Source organism: Chitinophaga oryzae (assembly GCF_012516375.2).
GTDB lineage: Bacteria > Bacteroidota > Bacteroidia > Chitinophagales > Chitinophagaceae > Chitinophaga > Chitinophaga oryzae.
Genome location: NZ_CP051204.2, coordinates 7,000,495 through 7,020,941, shown reverse-complemented (window position 1 = coordinate 7,020,941; position 20,447 = coordinate 7,000,495). Strand labels below are relative to the sequence as shown.

Here is a 20,447-nt window from a genome sequence, read left to right as displayed (position 1 = left end):
GGCTGCTGAACTGGTCCGGTCAAATAGCATCGGCACACAAAAAGGAGGGAATGCAATTCCTGTATCAGAGTTCCTGTCCGCATTCAATGACCACGATTCAGGGCATAACAAAAACTGAAATCGCAGATCGTTTTCATGACATAAAACGGGTTAAAGCTGGTACATATACTCAGGTCACATCCTCGATTCAAAGCATTGGTCCCGGTAATTCCACCATTTTTGGGTGGCCTTAGGCTATTTTGTAATTATAGTCGCAAAGAACGTTAATTTAATTTTATTTTTATATATAACTTTTTATCAATAACTAATCGTTAACAATTAGCGGCTGTTGAAAATTTATCGGCCATCTGCGCTGGTGGCTGCTTTGCGAGGGAATCTAATCTTGATCGGAGGAGTGTAACCATGGTGGTCCTGTTCATTTGTGCGTCCGCTAACCGCAGCTGTGGAACGGTATGCCGTTGACGTGCTGCTGTTAAAACCGGTATAAAAAAAGCAGGACGTACCGTCCTGCTTTTTTGTTGATTATCTTTTATCAGACTAGAAGAGACCACCTTTTTTGAGGGTAACTTTACCCTGACCGATTTTATAACCGTTGTGATAGATTTCAACGGTATAATCACCTACTTTATAGTCAGAGTTCTGTTTCCAGTCCATGGATACGGATTGTTTCTGACCAGTTACATAAGCGACTGTCTTTTTGGTGGTGTACAGTTTCTCGGTACCGTCTTCCAGGGTGAACCTGCCGGAACCCAGCGCTTCTACAGCCAGCGGGGTGTTATCAGGAGCCGTGATCGCCACGAAAATTTCCTTGTCACCGGTAGGTGCAATTCTGTTATCATCCAGGTCGAAGCTCACCCGCATCATGTCTGCGCGTTTAGCTTTGGAAGTTTCCACTTCTTTGCCGTTGTGTTTTACACGGAGCGGCAGCAGCTGGATGTTGGATGCGTGTAACACAGAGCCGAGGTCTACTTTTTTGTTCAGGCTGTCTTTTACCACGCTCACAGAGTCCCTTTCCTTGCGGGCTACGTCTCTTTCACCGGCCAGTACAATTTTTTCACCTTCCAGGCGCTCGATGGTCTGCTGATAACCTTCGATGTTCGTTTTCAGCTGTTCAATCAGGCGACGTGCTTCCGCCAGTTGTGCCTGCGTTGCATTTTTATTACTCAGGATGCTGGAAATGCGGGCTTTCATATCCTGAATTTCTTTGTCCTTGGTTTTAACAAGGCTATCCATGCGGGTATTCTGGGAAACCAGGTCGTCCAGACGGGCGTTGGCAGCATTATATTCCTGTTGTAAGGCATCACGGGAAGAAGAAATGGAATCTATCTGAACAGTCTTTTGGGCGATTTGCTCGCTGGATTTATTTTTGTCGTACAACATGTAAATCCAGGTACCTGCCAGTGCAGCAATTAAAATACCGTAAATTAGACCATTGCGGCTGCGTGGTTTTTCTGGTCCGGGTGAACCCGGTGCAGGTGTGTTAAAAGTGTTCTCAGTCATAGTTGTTTGTTTTATGTTTAATTGTTATATGGTTAAAAATCGTTATTCAAAAATAGTATAATAATATCTATATTTTATCAAACCCATAAAAGTCTTCAAAACGTGTTACCTAATATAGGATTAGATCAATTATTACTGTTGGACATAGAGACCACTCCGGCTACGGCGGCATTGGAGCAGTTGCCGGATAACTTGCAACGGCTCTGGGGAGAAAAAATTGCAAAAACTGCGCCAGAATCCGAAAACGAAGCGGAAGTATACGCGGACAGGGCTGGGATCTACGCCGAATTTGGAAAAATTATATGTATATCTGTTGGCTTCTTCAGCCTGGAAAATAATGCCTATCATTTGCGGATGAAATCGTTTTATGATGACGATGAATCAATTGTGCTCAATGGTTTTTTAGCATTAGTGGATAAATTTCATGCGAAGTACCCCCACTTCCAGTTCGCCGGCCACAACATAAAAGAATTTGATATTCCGTTTATTTGCCGCCGGTCTGTTATTCATCAGTTATCTTTGCCCAAACCTTTGCAACTGCACGGGTTCAAACCATGGGAAATGCCCATGCTCGATACCCTGCATCTCTGGCGCTTCGGAGATATCCGCCATTATATCTCCCTGAAACTGCTCACCGCCGTACTGGGCATCGAAACGCCCAAAGATGATATCGACGGCAGCATGGTAGGGAAAGTATACTGGAAAGACCACGACCTGGAAAGGATAGTGGCCTACTGCCAGAAAGATGTAACAGCCGTGGCCCAGCTACTGCTCCGGTTTAAAAGACTACCCCTGTTGCGGGAAGAACAGGTGACCCTGGTAAAGTAAACCAGGCAAAACCCACAAACACAGATCATGGAATATCAGGATATCATACGAGACTGGAAACAAAAGAAATTCAAGCCGCTCTACTGGCTGGAAGGAGAAGAAGAGTTTTTTATCGACCAGGTGACCACCTACGCGGAACACAACCTGCTCGATGAAGCGGAGAAAGGATTTAACCTCACGGTACTCTATGGAAAAGATACCGACTGGACCGCCGTGGTCAACGCCTGCCGCCGCTATCCCATGTTCGCGGAGAAACAGGTGGTGGTGCTCAAGGAAGCCCAGTCCATGCGCGACCTGCTCAAGCTGGAAGGCTATATAGATAACCTCATGCCGTCGACCGTATTTGTGGTGGCCCATAAACAGGGCAAAATCGACGGCCGCAGCAAAATGGCCAAACTTATCAAAGAGAGAGGCGTACTGCTGTCTACCAAAAAAATGTACGACAACCAGCTGCCGGCCTGGGTGGAAGCCTACGTCAGCAGCCGGGAACTGGCCATCACGCAAAAAGCGGCCATCCTGCTGGTAGACCATATCGGCAACGACCTTTCCCGTATCGCCAACGAAATAGATAAACTGCTGGTCAATCTGCCGGCAGGCAAAAAAATAGATGAAGGGGATATCGAGAAATATGTCGGGATCAGCAAAGAATACAATGTATTTGAACTGCAGAACGCCCTCGGGCAGAAGAACGCCGACAAGGTATTCCGCATCATCGCTTACTTCGCTGCCAATCCCAAAGCGGCGCCCATCCAGATGACACTGCCCGCCCTGTATAACTTCTTCGCCAAAGTAAACCTGATCTTCGGGGTGAAAGGCGGCGAAAAGGAAGTCGCCGCAGCACTGGGGGTACACCCGTTTTTTGTAAAGGATTATATGGCCGCCGCCCGCCAATACGGGCCGGAAGGCGCGGAAAAAGCCATCCTGCTGCTGCAGCAGTATAACCTGCGAAGCATCGGTATCAACGATGCCGGCGTGGAGGACGGGGAGCTGATGAAGGAACTGATGTATAAAGTAATGAACTGATTAAATTATTGTCACAATGCATCCCGTACTACGTATCATTCTTGGCATTGTCGTACTGATGGCCGGACTATATGCATTATTCTCCACCATCATGTTTATCAGGGTAATGATAAATATCCACCCGGTAGTCAGAAACGGTGGTTATACGACGGATTACCTGCTTCGGTCGGGAGGAATGCTGGCCGGCGGGCTGGTATTGACCGGTTACTTTTTTTACAGGGCCTATAAGCTGTTGAAACCCCGGAAAAAAGAAGCGCCCATCGAATTGCTCGGGGAAGAGTTTTAAGCCTTTGCCTTCAATATTTCCCTGGACTTTGCAGAATCCTTGTCCATCTGTACAACCAGGTCTTTGATGTCGTCAAACTTCTGATTGGCGCGGATATACTCCACGAAACAGACGGTCAGTTCCTTGCCGTACAGGTCTTCATTAAAATCAAACAGGTGTACTTCGAGGCGCAGGTCGGTGCCGTTGAAGGTAGGACGGAAGCCGATGCTCATGACGGCCGGCTGCGGAGCGTCGTGCCCGGGAACATCTACCCATACGGCATAAATCCCTTCTGCGGGAATGAGTTTGCGTTCGTCCTTCAGGTGCAGGTTGGCGGTGGGATAACCCAGCTGGCGGCCCATTTTGTCGCCATGCACCACCGTACCGCTCAGGAAATAGGGATATTCCAGCAGTTGATTGGCCAGCAGTACCTCGCCTTCCTGCAGGCTTTTACGGATTTTGGTAGAACTCACCGTAAGGTCGTTGACTACCTGCTGGGGTATTTCCACCAGCCGGAAACCATACTGCTGCTGTTCTGCTTCCAGCAGTTCCAGTCCGCCTTCGCGGTTGTGCCCAAAACGGTGGTCATAACCAATAATAATGGTATGCGGCTTGAAACGCGCTACCAGGAAGTCTTCCAGGTATTCGCGGGCAGAGAGTTCAGAAAAAGCTTTGGTGAAGGGTACCACCACCAGGTGATCGATGCCTGCCCGGTCCAGCAGGGAGATCTTTTCCGGCAGGGTGGTAAGCAACCGGATATTGTTGGGGCGCGGCGCCAGTACTTCCCGCGGATGCGGGTCAAAGGTGACGATCACGGTCTCTCCGTCACACTCCGCAGCGGCCTGCTCCAGTTGTTGTATAATGAAGCGGTGTCCTGCATGTACGCCATCAAAAGTGCCTATCGTGATAATTGCATTACGGAATTCCGGTAAATGCTTTAAGTCCCTGTGAACCTGCATATAATTCAATAACATCAAAAATGCCATGCAAATCTAACACATTCAGCGGGCATTATGCAGGGAATCTGTTACTTTTGCAGCCAGATTGTTTCTTTATTTTCATTTTTATTTGATTTCCGGTGGATAATAATATTTACGCCAAACGTGGTGTTTCAGCTGGCAAGGAAGATGTGCACAATGCCATTAAAAATATTGATAAAGGCCTGTTTCCGAAGGCGTTCTGCAAAATAGTGCCGGATATCCTGGGCGGCGACGAAGCTTATTGCAATATCATGCATGCGGACGGCGCCGGTACCAAATCCTCCCTGGCCTACATGTACTGGAAGGAAACCGGCGATCTGAGCGTATGGAAAGGTATTGCACAGGATGCTATTATCATGAACATGGACGACCTGCTCTGCGTAGGGGCCACAGACAATATCCTGCTGTCTTCCACCATCGGCCGTAACAAACAGCTGCTGCCCGGCGAAGTGATCGCTGCTATTATCAACGGCACCGAAGAAATCCTCGCGGAGCTGCGCAGGCACGGTATCAGCATCTATTCCACCGGCGGAGAAACCGCGGATGTGGGCGACCTGGTACGTACTATCATCGTGGATTCTACGGTGACCGCCCGCATGAAACGCAGCGATGTGATCTCCAACGACCGCATTCAGGCCGGCGATGTGGTAGTAGGACTGGCTTCCTACGGACAAGCCTCCTACGAAACTGAATACAACGGCGGCATGGGCAGCAACGGCCTTACCAGCGCCCGTCACGACGTGTTCAACAAAGCCATGGCCGCAAAATATCCCGAAAGCTACGATCCGGGCATCCCGGCTGAACTGGTGTTCAGCGGTAAAAAAGCCCTGACAGATAAAATAGACATTCCAGGCTTTGGCGCCATAGACGCCGGTAAACTGGTACTGTCACCCACCCGTACCTATGCGCCGGTGATCAAAAAAGTGCTGGAGCAGTTCCGTCCGCAGATACATGGTATGGTACACTGCAGCGGCGGCGCGCAGACAAAAGTGCTGCATTTCATCGAAAACCTGCATGTCATTAAAGATAACCTGTTCCCCGTACCGCCGCTGTTTACCCTGATCCAGGAACAATCCGGCACTTCCTGGAAAGAAATGTACCAGGTATTCAACATGGGCCACCGGATGGAATTGTACGTTCCGGAAGCGATTGCGGCGGATATTATCAGCATCTCCAAAAGTTTTAATATCGACGCACAGATCATCGGAAGGGTAGAAGCTGCGGAGCAGAAGCAAGTCACCGTAAAAGCGCCGGCAGGCACTTTTATCTACCAGTAACAATAACTTGTTGTAAGATAAAAAATAAGCGCCGGACCTGACAGGCCCGGCGCTGTTGTTTTAGTCTTAGCAAAAATGGATTGTTATTGTTGCATTGTAAAGCGTATGGGCAGGTTAAATTGCACATTTACATTCCTGCCGTTTTGTTTGCCGGCTATCCACTCAGGCATTTCCTTTACCACCCGGAGGGCTTCTTCTTCCAGGCCGTAACCTTTGGCGGCGCCTATTGTCCTGGGATCGAGGACTTTCCCTTCCTTGTTTACCACAAACTGCACGAACACGGTGCCTGACTTGCCTTTCTCCATGGCTTCTTTGGGATAGCGGATATTCTTTGACAGGTATAGTGCCAGTGCATTTTCACCGCCCCGGAATGTAGGTGGGGTTTCCACAAAGGTGAAGACTTCGTCTTTGACAGCAGCGGGCTGCAGCGCCACCGTATCGGGACGCTGGGCTGTAACTACGGGCGTTTGTTCCTGCAGGGTGAACCGGATGGGCAGCACATATTCAACGGCTACTTTTTTCCCCTTGATCTCTCCTGGTTTCCATTGGGGCATATCTTTTACCACGCGGATGCCCTCTTCTTCCAGGCCGCCGCCAAGAGGGCGGTTAACGGCTACAGGCTGTATAACGTTGCCCTGAGCGTCGATAACGAAGCGAATTTGAATAGTGCCCTGAATATCATTTGTCTGGGCTTCTTTCGGGTAACGGATGGTTCTGGTGAGGTAGCGGGCGAGGCCTTTTTCCCCTTCGGGGAAGGAAGGCTGGACTGTCAGCTTTGCCTTTTCCTGTACTTTCCCGAGACCAGAGCTATAGGAGGTGACATGCACAGGCGGAAGCGTATCTATTTTGGATAATACCGGATTGCCGGAGGGGACGAGCGCCCGAATGGCGGAAGGGCGCTGGTCTACCACAAAGGCTAGTGAGCAGAAAATAAGGACGCTGACAGGCAGCACCAGTATCCTGCGCAAATAACTGAACCGGGGTTGGCGGAATTGAGTAAGCATAAAAATTCTGCGTTTTATGGGCGGATGAAAAAAATCATTGGTAATGGAAAACTGCCGGCTGTTAAAGGCGTTGCGGAGAATGTTTTCGGCATAACCCGCTACTTCGTTGCCCGCTGCTTTCTGATCGGCGATAAATTCATGCACGAGCGACAATTCGCGTTTGATGAGGTGGAAGAAAGGGTTGATCCAGCAGAAGGCGGTCACTACTTCCAGCAGCATTTTGTCGATGCTGTGTTTCTCGCGCAGGTGCACCAGTTCGTGCTGCAGTACCTGTTTGTTTTCCGGACTGTCGAGGTTCACGTCCGTGTCCCAGAAGATATACCGGAAGAAGGAAAAGGGCGCTTTCACCCGGGGACTGCGCGCAAACCGGAAAGGGGGGATTTCCTGCACTTCGCTGCTGCGTATCAGCCGGCGGATGCCGATGATGCCGTAGAGTAAGCGGTATAGCAGGAAGACCACTATTAACGCGTAAATAACGGTAAGGGATATACGTAAATAGTCGGAGGGGCTTGTTGCCGGCGTGGCGGCCACCGCTTCCCGGAGGGTAATGATTTTGCTGGTGTATACCACTACGGCAGACGGTTGCTCCGAACTGCCGGGCAGCGGTATCTGCAGCAGCGGGGTAACTAACGACACCAGGGTGATGAGCACCAGGTAGTAGCGGTTCCAGTGATGAAACCGGTTGTTACGCAGGGCCAGATGGTAATAACCATACAATAGGGCGCTGCACAGTACGACTTTCTCCAGATAGATAAGCGCTGTCATGTGGAATGCTTTTGATGCGGGTGGATGCTGTTATTGTTTGTCGTGGTCCTTGATCTTTTTTATCAGCTGCTCCAGGTCGTTCACGCTGATTTCTTTTTCTTTCACGAAAAAGGACACCATGTTGCTGAAAGAACCGCCGAAATAGCTTTTGGCCAGGCTGTTCAGTGTTTTGTGGCTATAGGCTTCCTTGGTGATCAGGGCATGGTACTGGTGGGATTTGCCAAACGCCTTAAAATCGACAAACCCCTTTTCGATCAGGATTTTAACCAGCGTGGAGACGGTATTATAATGCGGTTTGGGTTCGGGCAGGGCTTCGATAATATCTTTTACGAAGGCGGGCCCTGTTTGCCAGAGCGCCTGCATGATCTGCTCTTCCGCTTTGGTAAGCTGTTTCATAACGAATGTCGATTGTTACCTCTAAGATATAACTAAGTTTTTAGTTTAACAACTATTTTTTTAGTTTTTAGAAGGAAAACAAGGGTGATCTTCACAAATCAGGTGAATCAGGAGCCATCATGTTGTCAGTTGTTGAAAGAAGACGCAACGAATTATTTTTTAATTGGTTATTTTTGTCGCCATAACGCAGTTTTGCATTAAACAGAACAAGTACATGACACCCGAACAGCCGATTATCCAGTTAACGAATGCCAGTATTTACCAGGGAAATTCTTTGATTTTGTCTGATGTGAATATTACGGTGAATAAAGGAGAGTTTGTATATCTTATTGGTAAAACGGGGACGGGCAAGTCCAGCCTGCTGAAAACGCTGTACGGGGATTTGCCTTTAAAGGACGGTACCGGCCAGGTAGTGGGTTTCGATCTGAAGAAGATGGACTGGAAGAAGGTACCTTACCTGCGTCGTAACCTGGGCGTGGTATTCCAGGATTTCCAGCTGCTGACGGACCGTAACGTGCACGACAACCTGAAATTTGCGCTGCGGGCCACCGGTTGGCAGGATGCCAAGCAGATGGAAGATAAAATTGCGGATGTGCTGGACAAGGTGGGGCTGAGCACCAAAGGCTTTAAAATGCCCTATGAACTGTCGGGCGGCGAGCAGCAGCGTATCGACATTGCGCGGGCGATGCTCAATTCTCCCAAACTGATCCTGGCAGATGAGCCTACGGGCAACCTGGACCCGGAGACTTCGGATGGTATCATGCAGTTGTTGTTCCGTATTTGCCGGGAGGGTACCGCCATCGTGATGGCCACCCATGATTATATCGTTTTACAAAAGTTCCCATCCAGGGTGCTGCGCACCGAAAATGGCCATGTGACCGACAATGCCGCGCTGAATTTCTCTGCTTAGTTGGTTAGGAGTGGATTACAGATATAAATTATTCAGAATTAATTATAAATTCCGGCTTTATTGGTAATTCGTATTTTTTAAATTACCTTTGCACCGGAAAAATAGCGACAAAAAACATTATTATTACTTATTATTATTAAAGATGTCTTACTTAACTGTTGAAAAGAAAGCCAATATTTTTAAGGAATTTGGTGGAAGCGAGAAAAATACAGGCTCCGTGGAAGCGCAAATTGCCCTGCTGACTGAGCGTATCAACAGCATTTCCGGTCACCTGAAACAAAACAAAAAAGATTTCTCCACTCATCGTGGTCTGATGAAAATGGTAGGTCAGAGAAAGCGTCTGCTCGCTTATCTGTCTAAAACCAACCTCACCGGCTATCGTGCCCTCATTGAGAAGTTAGGTATCAGGAAGTAACCAAGACTTAATTATAGCGCTATTCCCAACTTTTATGTTGGGAATAGTTTTTTTGTATGTATACGTTTTGTTATCCTTGTGATTGTAAATGGATAACGTTATCAATTAATCCTCACTTTTTTATGAATCTGACACCTATCTCAGTGAAATTCGATATAGGAGACGGTCGTATCGTGACCATCGAGACCGGCAAGTTGGCCCGTCAGGCTGACGGAGCGGTAACGGTGCGTTTGGGGAATGCAATTCTGCTGGCCACTGTGGTAGCGAATAAAGAACCTAAACCAGGCCAGTCCTTCTTCCCGCTTACTGTTGACTACCAGGAAAAATTTGCTTCTGCCGGCCGCATACCCGGATCTTTTTTCAAACGCGAAGGCAGACTATCCGATTATGAAGTCCTGATCTCCCGACTGATCGACCGTGCATTACGCCCGCTGTTCCCCGACAACTATTTCTGCGAAGTACAGGTACTGGTTACACTCATCTCTTCTGATCCTGAAGTAATGCCCGATGCACTGGCCTGCCTGGCTGCATCTGCTGCACTTGCCGTTTCTGACGTGCCCATCCAGGAGATCATCTCCGAAGTACGGGTAGCCCGCATTGAAGGTAAATATGTGATCAACCCGAACCGCTCCGATCTGGCCAAAGCCGACATGGACTTCATCATCGGTGCCACTGAAAAGAACATCATGATGGTGGAAGGCGAGAGCAAGGAGTGCCAGGAAGAAGACCTGATCGCTGCTATCGAAGCTGCACACGCCGCTATCAGGGTACAGGTAAAAGCCCAGGAAGAACTGCGCGACCTGAAAGGCGTGAAAGGCAAACGTGAATACACGCTGCCTCACCAGAACGAAGAACTGAAAGCGAAAGTGATCGCTTTTGCGAAAGATAAAATTTACGCGGTAGCGAAATCCGCTTCTGCCAAACATGACCGCAGCGATGCGTTCAAAAAAATCGCGGAAGAGCTGAAAGAAAGCCTCGGCGAACTGCCGGAAGAAGATGCACCACTCGTAGGTGAATACTTCCACGACCTGGAAAAAGAGGTGATCCGTAACATGATCCTCGACGAGTCTGTCCGCCTGGACGGCCGCGCCCTCGACCAGGTACGCCCGCTGGCGATGGAAACAGACATCCTGCCTTCCCCGCACGGCTCCGCCCTGTTCACCCGCGGTGAGACACAGTCCCTCACTACCGTGACCCTGGGTACGCCTGAAGATGAGCTGCTGATCGAAAGCGCTGCTACTTCCAACTATTCCAAATTCATCCTGCACTACAACTTCCCGCCATTCTCCACCGGTGAGGTGAAAATGATGCGCGGCCCCGGCCGTCGTGAAGTAGGGCACGGTAACCTGGCCATGCGCTCCCTGAAGCAAATGATGCCCGGCTCCGATTACGCCTATACCGTACGTGTAGTATCCGATATCCTCGAATCTAACGGTTCTTCCTCTATGGCGACCGTATGTGCCGGTTCACTGGCGCTGATGGACGCAGGTGTGCCGCTGCCGAAACACGTGTCCGGCGTGGCTATGGGCCTTATCTCCCGCGCGTCTGACGGCAAATGGGCGGTACTGACCGACATCCTGGGTGATGAAGACCACCTCGGTGATATGGACTTTAAAGTAACCGGTACCCGCGACGGTATCGTAGGTATCCAGATGGATATCAAAGTGGACGGCCTGAGCATGGACGTAATGCGTTCCGCGCTGGCACAGGCAAAGAAAGGACGCCTGCACATCGTGGAAGCGATGTATGCGGTTGTTCCTGCTGCCCGTCCTGAACCGAAACCACATGCACCACGTATGGAGAAGATCATCATCGACCGCGAATTTATCGGCGCGGTGATCGGACCGGGTGGTAAAATCATACAGGAAATCCAACGCGAAACCGGTACTACCATCAATATCGAAGAGGTAGGCGAAACCGGCGAAGTGAGCATCTTCTCTTCACAGAAAGAGAGCCTGGACAAAGCCGTGGCATGGGTGAAAGGCATCGTAGCCGTTCCGGAAGTAGGAGAGGTATACGAGTCTGTTGTTAAATCCATCATGCCATACGGCGCTTTCGTAGAGTTCATGCCTGGCAAACAAGGCCTGCTGCACATCTCCGAAGTGTCCTGGAAACGCCTCGAAACCATGGAAGGCGTACTGTCTGAAGGTGAAAAGGTAAAAGTAAAACTCACCGGTACTGATCCTAAAACCGGTAAGTTTAAACTGAGCCGCAAAGTGCTGATGCCTAAACCGGATGGTTATGTAGAACGCGAAGAAGGTGATCGCGGCGAACGCCGTGACCGTGGAGACCGCGGTGACCGTGGCGATCGCGGTGACAGACGTGACCGTGGACCCCGCGACGACAGACGTGGTGGCGGCGACCGTGACCGTGGAGACAGACGTGGTCCCCGTGATGACCGTGGCCCCCGTGAAGACCGCGGCCCTCGCCCTGAACGCCAGGACTTCCCGGAAAAACCACAGGAACCAACCTTCGATGAAGAATAGTTCCGGGTTTTGCCCTACACAGTCTTTATAACTGAAATTAAATAAACGAGAAAGCAGCTACTGTCTAGTGGCTGCTTTTTCGTTTACAAGCTACAAAAAAGGCATCCTTCCGGACGCCTTCGTATAATTCGTAATTCGTGATTCGTAATTCGTAATTGTCTACCGGTGAGTGATCTGCTCCACACAAAAGGTACTTTCCCGGAAAATCTCTTTGCCGTTGTTCATCCGAAATACCCGGTAGTTGTTGTTATTGATAGGCTCAAAGATGAGCTTGTACGCCGGTTGTACTATTTTACTGCCTCTTTCCACGATTTTCAGGTTGCCGGTGGCCAGCAGGTCGGGCAGTATCTCTTCCACATAAGGCATCAGGATGCCGCAGTCTTCCGCCCACAGCAGGTTCATCCTGTCCGTCCGGAAGTTGATTTCCTTGTTGAGCGTGTCTTCCAGGAAACAATAGGCTTTCAGGAAGTGGTTAGCCATATCGTTGGCGTTGAGCTTTGCAAACTGGATGTTCCGAAATACTTTATTGCTGTTCTTGTTGTTGCGCAGCGTGGTATCCATCGTGATCATATAATCGAGCAGATGCTGCCGGTCGAAGATAAGGACAACATTGTCTCCCTGGTATACCACAGAGTCTCTGAAGGGTTCGGAGGGCGGTTGCACTTTAATCACTGTTTGTGCCGTGGCGGCCCATGAGCAGGCGATGCCTGCGAGCAGGAGCAGTAATGTTTTCATAGGTAATATTGGTTAAATTTTACATGTCAAATATAATGATATTAATATAAAATGTTATAAATTGGGCCCGGGTAAATATTTTCTTACTATTGTTCCGTACGGCGGTTGTTTCGGGCAAATCATTATATTTGCCACATATGTCACATATTGCTATTACGCTGCAGGCCAGCGCTGAACAGGCCGACCTGCTGGTTGCACAGTTATCGGATGCAGGTTATGAGGGATTTGAGGAGCAAACAGACCAACTGATCGCCTATATTCCGGAAGCTGATTTTGAAGAAGCATTATTGCAGTCGATTCTTTTACCTTACGGTATATCCTATACGAAAGAGACCATTCAGCAGACAAACTGGAATGCAGTGTGGGAGAGCAATTTTGAGCCTGTGCGGGTAGATGGCTTTTGTGGCATCAGGGCCGGGTTTCATCCGCCTTTTACACCGGCGCCTGTCTATGAGATCGTGATCACACCCAAGATGTCGTTCGGTACCGGGCATCACGCCACTACCTCGTCTATGATACGGTTGATGCAACATCTTTCATTTGAGGGGAAGAAAGTGTTCGATTTCGGTACCGGTACAGGGATCCTGGCCATCCTGGCAGACAAGATGGGGGCGGCTAAAACAGATGCGATCGACTATGATGAGTGGGCAGTAAACAATACGCTGGAGAACATTCATACCAATCATACGCAGCATACAACGGTATGGCAGGCGGACAACCTGGATGCGGTGACGGACACATATGATATCATACTGGCCAACATCAATCTGAACGTACTGTTGCGGTTTATGAGCGATATGCGCCGTTTAATGGCGCCCGATGGTATCCTGCTGCTGAGCGGTATCATGCCGTCAGACGAACAGCAAATACTGGCATCGGCGGTCCCGGCCGGCTTTGTGCTGCTGGATAAAATAGAAAAAGACAACTGGCTGGCACTGAAACTTCAGGCGGCTGACAAGGAATAGTTTTAAATTTTATATGAAAAGTGCTGATAATCCAACTTTTGTGTTACAAACTTTTCTAATGTTTGCTTAATTTTAACACAGAATTTGTTATCTTAGCAATCCTAACTTATAGTGATGACAGAAATTTTATTGCTTTTTTGTGCTTATCTGATCGGTTCTGTACCTACGGCTGTATGGGTAAGTAAAGGCGTTTTCGGGATGGACATCAGGGAATATGGCAGCGGCAATGCCGGTGCTACCAATACATTCCGGGTACTGGGCCCCAAAGCAGGAACTTTTGTGATGGTAGTAGACATGTTGAAAGGTGTACTGGCGGTACGGTTAGCGTACCTCGTTTCCTACTATCATGATCCCGAGCATCTGACACAGCTGGTAAACCTCCAGATCGGACTGGGCCTGGCTGCCGTGGTAGGGCATATTTTCCCTGTCTGGGCCAATTTCCGGGGCGGTAAAGGCATCGCTACGCTGTTCGGCCTGGTACTGGCCATCCAGCCGGTAGTAGCCCTGTGCTGCGTCGGCGTATTTTTAATGATCCTGTTCCTGACACGTTATGTGTCCTTAAGTTCTATCATCGCCAGCATCGCATTTCCTGTCCTCATCCTGTATATCTTTAATGAACCTGAAATATACTACCGCATTTTTGCCATCGCCGTGGCACTGATGGTAGTGTTAACACATCAGAAAAACATCACCCGTCTGTTGAAAGGTAACGAGAGCAAAGTACCGTTGTTCAGGAACAGAAAGGAAAAACACTAATTCAACTATTAGGTTATAAATATCGAAGCATAAAGCAGAAAGCCGGGCCAGCTGAAGTGTGCACGCTTTTTGCTTTATGCTTTTCTGCATTATAAATTTGATTCACCCATGAAAAAGATCGCACTTATCTTTACTGCCGGCGTCGGGCTGTTAGCAGCGTGTTCACGCGTACCTATAACAGGCCGCAGCCAGTTAAACCTGCTCCCCGAAAGCACCATGCAATCCATGGCCCTCCAGGAATATCAGTCATTTCTCTCTTCCAACAAGGTAGTGTCGCAAAGCACCAATAAGGACGCGGAAATGGTGAAAAGAGTGGGACAACGGATTGCCGCCGCCGTTACTGCCTACATGAACCAGAATAATATGGGCAACCAGATAGCGGACTATAAATGGGAATTCAACCTGGTGGACAGTAAAGAAGTGAACGCCTGGTGTATGCCGGGTGGTAAAGTAGTCGTATACACCGGACTGCTGCCCGTAACCCAGAATGAAACGGCTTTAGCCTGCGTAATGGGACACGAAATCGCCCACGCCATCGCCCGTCACGGTAACGAACGTATGAGCCAGGGACTGGTGGCGCAAGGCATCCAGGTGGCAGGCTCCGTAGCCCTGGGTAAAAACCCTACTGCCGTTAACCTGTTCAACCAGGCTTTCGGCGTAGGCGGTAACCTCGGCATCATGGCTTTCTCCCGCCAGAACGAACTGGAAGCAGATCACCTCGGTGTGATATTCATGGCCATGGCCGGTTACAACCCGCAGGAGTCCATTCCCTTCTGGCAACGCATGGCCAACATGAGCCAGGGCCAGAAACCACCCGAATTCATGAGCACCCACCCCAGCGACGCCAGACGCGTACAACAGCTTCAGCAACTAATGCCGGAAGCCATGAAATACTACAGGCCCAGATAATATCATTTGGGGATTTTTTGATTTACGATTTTTTGATTTCATAAACTGACAAAAAAAGGAGACCAAAGCTGTTATTACTGCTTTGGTCTCCTTTTTTTGAATTTCCCAAAATCTCAAAATCCGTAAATCTTAAAATCCGTAAATCCCCTACATGTCTATCTCAATAATCTTTTTGTTCTTCTGCACCTTGGTTTTCTCCGGCACATGTGCCAGGATTTCCTTTTTAAAAGCTTCTATCAGCGCCTTTTTAATAAAATGGCGATGGGTGACCAGGCTGATTTCCCTTACCGGCTCCGGCGCTTTAAAGTAACGGACCATATTCAGCTGGCGGCTGCTCAGGTCCTGTAAAGACAGTTCCGGTAAAATGGTATAACCTTCGTTGAGGTCTACCATCCGCTTGAGTGTTTCCACGCTGCCGGTATTGTACTCAAGGTTCTTATGCTCACCCATGGTAAACTTGTCCTTGCAGATGTTCAGCACCTGGTTGCGCATACAGTGCCCTTCATTGAGCAGCCACACATCCTTGAGTTCCAGCTCTTCGGCCCGCACGATTTTCTTTTCATACAGCGGGTTGCTTTTAGCGGCATATACGACAAACGATTCATAAAACAACGGATGTTCCTCCAGGTGCGGATTATGCAGCGGCGTGGCCAGCAGGCCGCAATCCAGCAGTTCCTGCTTCAGTTGCTGAATGATCTGCTCTGTAGGATACTCCCATATTTCCAGCTTTACCTTCGGATATTTTTTCATGAAGCCCGTCAGGATACGAGGGAGAAGGTAAGGCGCAAGGGTCGGGATGATGCCCACTTTCAGGTTGCCCTGTACTTCCTTTTTCTGGTCGGCGATAATTTCCCGGATACGGGCGTTTTCTTTCAGGATAATCCTTGCCTGCGCTACTACTGCAATACCGATTTCGGTGGGTACCACAGGCAGTTTACTGCGGTCAAATAATTTAATGCCCAGCTCATCTTCCAGTTTTTGTATCTGCATGCTCAGCGTGGGCTGGGTTACGAAGCATTTTTCCGCCGCTATCACAAAGCTGCGGTAAGTGTCTACCGCAACAATGTACTCCAATTGAACCGTTGTCATGCTACAAAGATATTGATAAAATCTATAGAAAGACAATTACGAATTACGGATTACGAATTACGAATTGAGGGTCATCTTACAGCGAGATTACTTACTAACCCCTCCATAAAAGGACCCTCAATTCGTAATTCGTAATCCGTAATTCGTAATTAAAATATACGGTAGCGATACTTGATTTTTTCTGTATTGCTGTACAGTTCCCTGATATTGATGGATGCCTGTATCTCTTGTACGGCGTCGGTTTTCAGGTTGCGGAATTCCGCCTGTTTGTTGTCGATAACGCTTTTATCGGCCAGGCCGTTGTCCTGCGCGATCTTCAGCGAGTTGTTCACCTTGGTGTAATAAGAATCCAGCAGGGTGAAGTACTCGTTATAAAGATTTTCGAAACGTTTGGTCTGCAGCACCAGGTCTTCCAGCTGGTTGTTCACCTCTTTCAGGTTGGGATTTTCCCGCAGCAGCGATTCATAATCGATGCGTTTGTTTTTGGTGTACTTCGTTTCCAGCTGATTAAAATATTCCACCACTTTCTCTTTTTTGAACTCGTAGAAGTACTCGTTCATCGTCTGGCTCAGCGGCTTGGCGCCTTTCTGCGGTGCCGGAAACTTCAGGGAGGTGGTGGTAAAGGAGAGGTGGTCGAACAAATTGTCCTGCAACAGGCTGAGCTGGTCCTTGTTGAAGTTGAGGCCATACTCAAATTTCTGGTTGGCATCGTTCAGCGCCGTATAGTACACAACATATTTGTTCAGTTCCTTTTCAAAATCCTGCAGTGACTTCTGGTTAATCTGCTTGTTGTTCACGCTGACGCTGTGCAGGAAGTTCATCACGGAGTTGGCGATGGCCAGCGGTGGCGTCAGGGAGGTAAAGCTCTGGAAGATAGGGCTGTTGATAATGGATTTGGTAGACTCCACTATCTTGGAATTTTTTTCACCCTTATCGGATTTGTTTTTCAGGATGATTTTTTCCACCAGTTCCACGATGCGGTCGCTCAGGGAGAACCCTAAAGCCTTGCTTTCGGGGTTGTTGAGCGAGGTAATAAATACATCGAGGTTATTGGTGGTGGTACGTGATTTCAGGTCAATGATTTTTTTGTTGAGCAGGTAATACGTCTCGCTGGCGTTGATAACATTGTTTTTAATGAGATCGTACTTGCTCATATTGTCGATCTCTTTACCCTGCAGCAGGGCCTGGATCGCGTTGGAGTTGGTTTTATCATTGTCTGTGATACGCTGCATTTCTTCCACCAGCTTGCGGATGGTGGTGTCCTGCGTTTTGATGACCGGAGAGGTGATGGCTTTTAATTCCGGGTCCTGGGCTTGTGCGGCCTGAAAGGTTAACAAAAAGATAAAGGGTGCAGGCAGCACTTTCATCCATTTGATAGCGCGGGAAGTTTTTCCGGGCTGTACTAACGGTAACGAATTATTACAAGTGGCCTCCAAACCATTGCCATGCTTCATTTCCGTTGGTAGGTGTTTTAACATGTTCTTTTTGCTTTTTGTTAACAAAAATTTTAGAAAATATGATGCCAAAATCATCAAGCTACAAAGATAAATAATTAATAATAGTTAAAATTAAATCATGATGACTGGTACGTATGGGCATTTGAGCAATATATTTTGAATTATCCGCAGGTGAGTTACCTTTGCACCCAAATTTGATCCACTTTCATGCTGAATGACAAAAAGATAGTGGTTGTATTACCGGCCTACAACGCAGCACTTACACTGGAAAAGACATTCCGGGAGATCCCTTTCGACATCGTGGACGATGTGGTACTGGTAGACGATGCCAGCAAGGACGACACCCTGGAGATAGGAAGACAACTGGGGATTAAGCACCTGATCCGCCATGACAACAACAAAGGATATGGCGGTAACCAGAAATCCTGTTACAACAAGGCGCTGGAACTGGGAGCCGATGTGGTGGTGATGCTTCACCCGGACTACCAGTACACCCCCAAGCTGATCACTGCCATGTGCAGCATCATTGCCAACGGGCTGTATCCGGTTGTTTTCGGGTCCCGCATTCTGGGCAAAGGCGCCCTCAAAGGAGGAATGCCGCTGTATAAGTACGTATTCAACCGCATGCTCACGCTCACGCAGAACATCCTGATCGGTCAGAAGCTGAGCGAGTACCATACCGGTTACCGCACCTTTTCGGGAGAAGTGCTCCGGAATATCAACTACATGGCCAACAGCGATGACTTTGTCTTTGATAATGAAATGATTTCGCAGATATTCATGAAAGGATACGATATTGCGGAAATAACCTGCCCGACCAAGTATTTTGAAGAGGCTTCCAGCATCAACTTCAAAAGGAGCGCCATTTACGGCCTGGGTGTATTAAGGGTGTCTTTACAGCACCGCATGCACATGTGGGGCCTTTATAAAGGAAAGATTTATTAAAAAATTCGTATAGTCAGTGAGTTTAGCGCAGCAGTATCGATTAGCTACCAAATATATCCGGTATTATTTTACCGCAGGAAACCGTCATGATGTTCATTCCCCCTTCGTTTTTTCGCTGATAGAAGACGTATTGCTGGATAAAACCCGTCATGCCGCCTTCGGCGAGATAGAACAGCTGCGCAAACAACTGCTGGCCAGCACCGAAACCCTGCAGGTCACCGACCTGGGGGCCGGTTCCCTTATTTCTTCCGGCAACGAACGGAAAGTGAGCGACATCACCCGTTATGCCGCCAAACAGCCCAAATTCGGGCAGCTGTTCTACAGGCTGGCCCAATACCTTCAACCGAAGCAACTGCTCGAATTAGGCACTTCTATGGGCCTTTCTACGGCTTATATGGCCAAAGCCGTACCCGACGCACAGGTATATACCATTGAAGGCTGTCCCAATATAGCCGCCAGAGCCCGCAAAAACTTTGATGCGCTGCAGCTGCATAACATTACGCAGGTGACCGGCAATTTTGATACGGTGCTGCCCGACGTGCTTCGCCGGATACAGCGGCCCGACTGGGTATATATCGACGGCAACCACCGCAAAGACCCTACACTGGCCTACTTTGAGCAGTGCCTGCAATATGTGCATGAGCATTCCCTGCTCATTTTTGACGACATCCACTGGACGCCGGACATGGAAGCGGCCTGGCATACCATCCAGCAACACCCGCAGGTGACCATGACCATCGACCTGTTTTTTATAGGGCTGGTATTTTTCCGGAAAGACTTCAAAGTAAAACAGCACTTCACGCTGAAATATTAAGAAATTTTAAAAATACCGGTCTACAGGTAGTATATTAGGAACAAATTCCTCATATGAACTACTTCAGATACCTGCTGGTTGGCTGTTGCCTCCTGATGACAGCCATCGGAAGCCGGGCACAGGACCTAAGCGTCTTCAGCTACGAAGGTTATTACCACCAGGGCGATACCCTGCGCTACCGCCTGCTGATGCCGGCGAATTACGACATCCATAAAAAATATCCGCTCATCGTTTTCCTGCACGGCGCAGGGGAACGGGGCTACGACAACAACGCGCAACTGCTGCATGGCGGCACCATGTTCCTGCGCGACAGTCTCCGCACCGGTTACCCCGCCTTTGTGCTGGCCCCGCAATGCCCTGCCAGCAGCTCCTGGGCGCCCATGAAACTCAAACGCGACAGCCTGGGCAGGATCGTGGCAGGCGAATTTCCGCTGGATGCCCCGGCGCCACCAGCCATGGCGGCCCTCAATTCGCTGCTGGACAGCCTGCTGGCCACCGGTAAAATCGATACCAAAAGAGTATACATCGGCGGCCTGTCGATGGGTGGCATGGGCACCTTCTATATGATCACCAAAAGACCTGAACTGTTTGCCGCCGCCTTCCCGATCTGTGGCGCAGGTAACACAGAAGAAGCCGGCCGCTTTGCCCGTAAGGTGCCAGTATGGATTTTCCACGGCGGCGCCGACAACGTAGTGCCCGTGGAAGCGTCCCGCGCTTACGATACTAAGCTGAAATCACTGCGCGCGGAATACAAATACACGGAATACCCCGGCGTGGGCCACAACAGCTGGGACAATGTGTTTGTGGAACCAGACCTTTTCCGGTGGCTGTTCTCCCATAAAAAGAAATAACAGGAAACCCCGGCGACAAATTACCGTCCCGGTAATCAGAAGATATCCCAAAATAAAACAGGCAGCCCAAACGGGCT

The 20,447-nt window shown here is 49.0% G+C and carries 20 protein-coding genes; 13 read left to right on the top strand and 7 right to left on the bottom strand.

What is annotated here, in order from left to right:
- Window positions 1–537 precede the first annotated feature (537 nt).
- The gene (locus tag HF324_RS27695; protein WP_168806352.1) at window positions 538–1,500 is read right to left on the bottom strand and encodes a DUF8428 domain-containing protein; all 963 of its coding nucleotides are present in this window, start codon (window positions 1,498–1,500) and stop codon (window positions 538–540) included.
- Between the two features lie 102 nt (window positions 1,501–1,602).
- On the opposite strand from HF324_RS27695, the gene HF324_RS27690 reads away from it, so the two are divergent.
- The 3 genes from HF324_RS27690 to HF324_RS27680 are packed head-to-tail and all read left to right on the top strand — an operon-like array spanning window position 1,603 to window position 3,637.
- Window positions 1,603–2,328 (top strand): ribonuclease H-like domain-containing protein, encoded by a 726-nt coding sequence (locus HF324_RS27690; RefSeq protein WP_168806350.1) that lies wholly within the window; start codon window positions 1,603–1,605, stop codon window positions 2,326–2,328.
- Window positions 2,329–2,355: 27 nt separating this feature from the next.
- Window positions 2,356–3,351 carry a DNA polymerase III subunit delta gene (holA, locus tag HF324_RS27685; protein ID WP_168861371.1) on the top strand — a complete coding sequence of 332 codons (996 nt, stop codon included), beginning with the start codon at window positions 2,356–2,358 and terminating at the stop codon, window positions 3,349–3,351.
- Window positions 3,352–3,367: 16 nt separating this feature from the next.
- On the top strand, window positions 3,368–3,637 hold the full coding sequence (locus HF324_RS27680) for a hypothetical protein (protein ID WP_168806346.1): 270 nt from the start codon (window positions 3,368–3,370) through the stop codon (window positions 3,635–3,637).
- On the opposite strand, the gene HF324_RS27675 is transcribed toward HF324_RS27680, so the two are convergent.
- A complete protein-coding gene (locus tag HF324_RS27675; protein WP_168861370.1) occupies window positions 3,634–4,575 on the bottom strand; it encodes a bifunctional riboflavin kinase/FAD synthetase in 942 nt (313 codons plus the stop codon). The genes HF324_RS27680 and HF324_RS27675 overlap by 4 nt on opposite strands.
- Before the next feature lie 119 nt (window positions 4,576–4,694).
- Between HF324_RS27675 and HF324_RS27670 the strand changes: the two genes are divergently transcribed.
- Entirely contained in the window at window positions 4,695–5,873 is a 1,179-nt protein-coding gene (locus HF324_RS27670; protein WP_168861369.1) for an AIR synthase related protein, read from the top strand.
- An 83-nt stretch (window positions 5,874–5,956) separates the two neighbouring features.
- Here the strand turns inward: HF324_RS27670 and HF324_RS27665 are convergent, their stop codons facing one another.
- Window positions 5,957–7,642 carry a M56 family metallopeptidase gene (locus HF324_RS27665; protein ID WP_168861368.1) on the bottom strand — a complete coding sequence of 562 codons (1,686 nt, stop codon included), beginning with the start codon at window positions 7,640–7,642 and terminating at the stop codon, window positions 5,957–5,959.
- A 30-nt stretch (window positions 7,643–7,672) separates the two neighbouring features.
- The gene (locus HF324_RS27660; protein ID WP_168806338.1) at window positions 7,673–8,038 is read right to left on the bottom strand and encodes a BlaI/MecI/CopY family transcriptional regulator; all 366 of its coding nucleotides are present in this window, start codon (window positions 8,036–8,038) and stop codon (window positions 7,673–7,675) included.
- Window positions 8,039–8,252: 214 nt separating this feature from the next.
- Between HF324_RS27660 and HF324_RS27655 the strand changes: the two genes are divergently transcribed.
- From HF324_RS27655 to HF324_RS27645, 3 genes are all read left to right on the top strand, one after another.
- Window positions 8,253–8,948: a cell division ATP-binding protein FtsE gene (locus HF324_RS27655; protein WP_168806336.1), complete on the top strand. Its 696-nt coding sequence runs from the start codon at window positions 8,253–8,255 to the stop codon at window positions 8,946–8,948.
- Window positions 8,949–9,090: 142 nt separating this feature from the next.
- Entirely contained in the window at window positions 9,091–9,363 is a 273-nt protein-coding gene (gene rpsO, locus HF324_RS27650; RefSeq protein WP_168806334.1) for a 30S ribosomal protein S15, read from the top strand.
- A 122-nt stretch (window positions 9,364–9,485) separates the two neighbouring features.
- Window positions 9,486–11,849 carry a polyribonucleotide nucleotidyltransferase gene (locus tag HF324_RS27645; RefSeq protein WP_168806323.1) on the top strand — a complete coding sequence of 788 codons (2,364 nt, stop codon included), beginning with the start codon at window positions 9,486–9,488 and terminating at the stop codon, window positions 11,847–11,849.
- A 159-nt stretch (window positions 11,850–12,008) separates the two neighbouring features.
- On the opposite strand, the gene HF324_RS27640 is transcribed toward HF324_RS27645, so the two are convergent.
- Window positions 12,009–12,584, bottom strand: a complete 576-nt coding sequence (locus HF324_RS27640; protein ID WP_168806321.1) for a hypothetical protein — start codon at window positions 12,582–12,584, stop codon at window positions 12,009–12,011.
- Window positions 12,585–12,721: 137 nt separating this feature from the next.
- Here HF324_RS27640 and prmA point away from each other — a divergent pair, with 137 nt between their 5' ends.
- The 3 genes from prmA to HF324_RS27625 all read left to right on the top strand — a co-directional run bounded on the left by prmA (window position 12,722) and on the right by HF324_RS27625 (window position 15,214).
- The gene (gene prmA / locus HF324_RS27635; protein WP_168861367.1) at window positions 12,722–13,549 is read left to right on the top strand and encodes a 50S ribosomal protein L11 methyltransferase; all 828 of its coding nucleotides are present in this window, start codon (window positions 12,722–12,724) and stop codon (window positions 13,547–13,549) included.
- Between the two features lie 114 nt (window positions 13,550–13,663).
- A complete protein-coding gene (plsY, locus tag HF324_RS27630; RefSeq protein ID WP_168806317.1) occupies window positions 13,664–14,305 on the top strand; it encodes a glycerol-3-phosphate 1-O-acyltransferase PlsY in 642 nt (213 codons plus the stop codon).
- Between the two features lie 108 nt (window positions 14,306–14,413).
- The gene (locus tag HF324_RS27625; protein WP_168806315.1) at window positions 14,414–15,214 is read left to right on the top strand and encodes a M48 family metallopeptidase; all 801 of its coding nucleotides are present in this window, start codon (window positions 14,414–14,416) and stop codon (window positions 15,212–15,214) included.
- A gap of 147 nt (window positions 15,215–15,361) precedes the next feature.
- Here the strand turns inward: HF324_RS27625 and HF324_RS27620 are convergent, their stop codons facing one another.
- Both HF324_RS27620 and HF324_RS27615 read right to left on the bottom strand, forming a co-directional pair.
- A complete protein-coding gene (locus tag HF324_RS27620; RefSeq protein ID WP_168806313.1) occupies window positions 15,362–16,303 on the bottom strand; it encodes a hydrogen peroxide-inducible genes activator in 942 nt (313 codons plus the stop codon).
- A gap of 149 nt (window positions 16,304–16,452) precedes the next feature.
- Window positions 16,453–17,781, bottom strand: a complete 1,329-nt coding sequence (locus HF324_RS27615) for a hypothetical protein (RefSeq protein WP_168806311.1) — start codon at window positions 17,779–17,781, stop codon at window positions 16,453–16,455.
- 186 nt (window positions 17,782–17,967) lie between these two features.
- Here HF324_RS27615 and HF324_RS27610 point away from each other — a divergent pair, with 186 nt between their 5' ends.
- Genes HF324_RS27610 through HF324_RS27600 form a run of 3 tightly spaced genes read left to right on the top strand, consistent with a single transcriptional unit; the run spans window position 17,968 to window position 20,370 of the window.
- A complete protein-coding gene (locus HF324_RS27610; protein ID WP_168806309.1) occupies window positions 17,968–18,705 on the top strand; it encodes a glycosyltransferase family 2 protein in 738 nt (245 codons plus the stop codon).
- 16 nt (window positions 18,706–18,721) lie between these two features.
- A complete protein-coding gene (locus HF324_RS27605) occupies window positions 18,722–19,519 on the top strand; it encodes an O-methyltransferase (RefSeq protein WP_168806308.1) in 798 nt (265 codons plus the stop codon).
- A 53-nt stretch (window positions 19,520–19,572) separates the two neighbouring features.
- Window positions 19,573–20,370, top strand: a complete 798-nt coding sequence (locus HF324_RS27600; protein WP_220101244.1) for a carboxylesterase family protein — start codon at window positions 19,573–19,575, stop codon at window positions 20,368–20,370.
- Window positions 20,371–20,447 lie beyond the last annotated feature (77 nt).